2 rRNA genes are annotated in these 4,282 nt (G+C 57.6%); both read right to left on the bottom strand.

Going from position 1 to position 4,282, the window contains the following annotated elements:
* A 23S ribosomal RNA gene (locus tag ACXAHD_RS31555) occupies positions 1-3,005 on the bottom strand; the annotation flags it as partial.
* A gap of 356 nt (positions 3,006-3,361) precedes the next feature.
* A 16S ribosomal RNA gene (locus tag ACXAHD_RS31560) occupies positions 3,362-4,282 on the bottom strand; the annotation flags it as partial.

Raw genomic sequence — 4,282 nt, forward strand, 5'->3', positions numbered from 1 at the left:
ACAAAGTGGGTGGGACACCTCATCTTGAAGCGAGCTTCCCGCTTAGATGCTTTCAGCGGTTATCCCTTCCGAACGTAGCCAACCAGCCGTGCCCCTGGCGGGACAACTGGCACACCAGAGGTTCGTCCGTCCCGGTCCTCTCGTACTAGGGACAGCCCTTCTCAAGTATCCTACGCGCGCGGCGGATAGGGACCGAACTGTCTCACGACGTTCTAAACCCAGCTCGCGTACCGCTTTAATGGGCGAACAGCCCAACCCTTGGGACCTGCTACAGCCCCAGGATGCGACGAGCCGACATCGAGGTGCCAAACCATCCCGTCGATATGGACTCTTGGGGAAGATCAGCCTGTTATCCCCGGGGTACCTTTTATCCGTTGAGCGACACCGCTTCCACACGCAAGTGCCGGATCACTAGTCCCGACTTTCGTCCCTGCTCGACCTGTCAGTCTCACAGTCAAGCTCCCTTGTGCACTTACACTCAACACCTGATTGCCAACCAGGATGAGGGAACCTTTGGGCGCCTCCGTTACCCTTTAGGAGGCAACCGCCCCAGTTAAACTACCCACCAGACACTGTCCCTGAACCGGATCACGGTCCGAAGTTAGAAACCCAAATCAACCAGAGTGGTATTTCAACAACGACTCCACCGATACTGGCGTACCAGCTTCACAGTCTCCCACCTATCCTACACAAGCTAATTCGAGTACCAATGTCAAGCTATAGTAAAGGTCCCGGGGTCTTTCCGTCCTGCCGCGCGTAACGAGCATCTTTACTCGTAATGCAATTTCGCCGGGCCTGTGGTTGAGACAGTAGGAAAGTCGTTACGCCATTCGTGCAGGTCGGAACTTACCCGACAAGGAATTTCGCTACCTTAGGATGGTTATAGTTACCACCGCCGTTTACTGGCGCTTAAGTTCTCAGCTTCGCCCCGAAGAGCTAACCGGTCCCCTTAACGTTCCAGCACCGGGCAGGCGTCAGTCCATATACATCGAATTACTTCTTCGCATGGACCTGTGTTTTTAGTAAACAGTCGCTTTCCCCTGGTCTCTGCGGCCATACAACGCTCCACCCGAAAAGAGCTTCACGTCTCCGGCCCCCCTTCTCCCTAAGTTACGGGGGCAATTTGCCGAGTTCCTTAACCACAGTTCGCCCGATCGCCTCGGTATTCTCTACCTGACCACCTGTGTCGGTTTGGGGTACGGGCCGCTAGAAGCTCGCTAGAGGCTTTTCTCGGCAGCATAGGATCACTGACTTCACCTGAATCGGCTCGGCATCACGTCTCAGCCTCACGCACCACGGATTTACCTATGATGCAGCCTACACGCTTACCCCGGCACAACCACCGGCCGGGATCAGCTACCTTCCTGCGTCACCCCATCGCTTGACTACTACCCGCCAGGTTCCCGCGCTCCCTCAGATCAGTCCGAAAACCTCACCAAGTTCGGGCAGTTAGCACAACGAGGTTCATCATGGGCGCTCCTTCGCGGGTACGGGAATATCAACCCGTTGTCCATCGACTACGCCTCTCGGCCTCGCCTTAGGTCCCGACTCACCCAGGGCGGATTAGCCTGGCCCTGGAACCCTTGGTCATCCGGCGGAAGGGTTTCTCACCCTTCTTTCGCTACTCATGCCTGCATTCTCACTCGTGCCGCGTCCACAGCTGGGTCACCCCGCTGCTTCACCCCCGGCACGACGCTCCCCTACCCATCCACACACCTGCACCAACCCAAAAAGGATCAGCGAAGTACACGCGTGAATGCCACAGCTTCGGCGGTGTGCTTGAGCCCCGCTACATTGTCGGCGCGGAACCACTTGACCAGTGAGCTATTACGCACTCTTTAAAGGGTGGCTGCTTCTAAGCCAACCTCCTGGTTGTCTAAGCGACCCCACATCCTTTTCCACTTAGCACACGCTTAGGGGCCTTAGCTGGTGATCTGGGCTGTTTCCCTCTCGACTACGAAGCTTATCCCCCGCAGTCTCACTGCCGCGCTCTCACTTACCGGCATTCGGAGTTTAGCTGATTTCGGTAAGCTTGTAGGCCCCCTAGACCATCCAGTGCTCTACCTCCGGCAAGAAACACGCGACGCTGCACCTAAATGCATTTCGGGGAGAACCAGCTATCACGGAGTTTGATTGGCCTTTCACCCCTAACCACAGGTCATCCCCCAACTTTTCAACGTTGGTGGGTTCGGCCCTCCACGCGGTCTTACCCGCGCTTCAGCCTGCCCATGGCTAGATCACTCCGCTTCGGGTCTAGAACATGCGACTCAAACGCCCTCTTCAGACTCGCTTTCGCTACGGCTACCCCACACGGGTTAACCTCGCCACATGCCACTAACTCGCAGGCTCATTCTTCAAAAGGCACGCCGTCACCCCGAAAGGCTCCGACGGATTGTAGGCGAACGGTTTCAGGTACTATTTCACTCCCCTCCCGGGGTACTTTTCACCATTCCCTCACGGTACTCGTCCGCTATCGGTCACTAGGAAGTATTTAGGCTTACCAGGTGGTCCTGGCAGATTCACGGCAGATTTCAGGGGTCCGCCGCTACTCGGGAACATCCACAGAAGACCAGAAGTTTTCACCTACCGGACTATCACCGTCTACGGCTGGCTTTTCCACACCATTCAGCTAACAACTGGCTTTATCACTTCTCGACCGAATGTCAGTCCGATCAGCAGAGTCCCACAACCCCGACCACGCAACCCCTGACAGGTATCACACGCAGCCGGTTTAGCCTCATCCGCTTTCGCTCGCCACTACTCACGGAATCACTATTGTTTTCTCTTCCTGCGGGTACTGAGATGTTTCACTTCCCCGCGTTCCCTCCACACACCCTATGAGTTCAGGTGCAGGTGACACCACATGACTGATGCCAGGTTTCCCCATTCGGACACCCTGGGATCACAGCTCGGTTGACAGCTCCCCCAGGCCTATCGCGGCCTCCCACGTCCTTCATCGGCTCCTAGTGCCAAGGCATCCACCGTTCGCCCTTGACAACTTGACCACAAAGATGCTCGCGTCCACTGTGTAATTCTCAACAAACGACCAACCCGCAACCCCCAGCCCCACACCAGCACCACCACACACGATGGCCGGTATGCAAGACCAGGCCGCGCCTGGCACCAGAGACAACAACCCACCACGTGGCCTGTTCCCTCAGGACCCAACAGGATGCCCACCATCCACACCAGCCGCACCAACACCACCCTCCACACCCCCACCCGAAAGCAGAAGCAGTACTAGCAGCATCAGCCGTTGCCGACACGAACTCACCAGTGTCTCCGCCAAATGAGCACCCCCACCCCACACTCGGAGGCGGCAGGCTCCCTACCCGACCTTCGCCGGGAGAGCGCTCCTTAGAAAGGAGGTGATCCAGCCGCACCTTCCGGTACGGCTACCTTGTTACGACTTCGTCCCAATCGCCAGCCCCACCTTCGACAGCTCCCTCCCACAAGGGGTTGGGCCACCGGCTTCGGGTGTTGCCGACTTTCGTGACGTGACGGGCGGTGTGTACAAGGCCCGGGAACGTATTCACCGCAGCGTTGCTGATCTGCGATTACTAGCGACTCCGACTTCACGGGGTCGAGTTGCAGACCCCGATCCGAACTGAGACCGGCTTTTTGGGATTCGCTCCACCTCACGGTATCGCAGCCCATTGTACCGGCCATTGTAGCATGCGTGAAGCCCTGGACATAAGGGGCATGATGACTTGACGTCATCCCCACCTTCCTCCGAGTTGACCCCGGCAGTCTTCGATGAGTCCCCGCCATAACGCGCTGGCAACATCGAACAAGGGTTGCGCTCGTTGCGGGACTTAACCCAACATCTCACGACACGAGCTGACGACAGCCATGCACCACCTGTGACCGCCCCCGAAGGACCCCACATCTCTGCAGGTTTTGCGGCCATGTCAAACCCAGGTAAGGTTCTTCGCGTTGCATCGAATTAATCCGCATGCTCCGCCGCTTGTGCGGGCCCCCGTCAATTCCTTTGAGTTTTAGCCTTGCGGCCGTACTCCCCAGGCGGGGCGCTTAATGCGTTAGCTGCGGCACAGAGAACCGGAGAGGCCCCCCACACCTAGCGCCCAACGTTTACAGCGTGGACTACCAGGGTATCTAATCCTGTTCGCTCCCCACGCTTTCGCTCCTCAGCGTCAGTATCGGCCCAGAGACCCGCCTTCGCCACCGGTGTTCCTCCTGATATCTGCGCATTTCACCGCTACACCAGGAATTCCAGTCTCCCCTACCGAACTCTAGCCTGCCCGTATCGACTGCAAGCCCA

Source organism: Micromonospora sp. ABR4_055, from assembly GCF_056160425.1.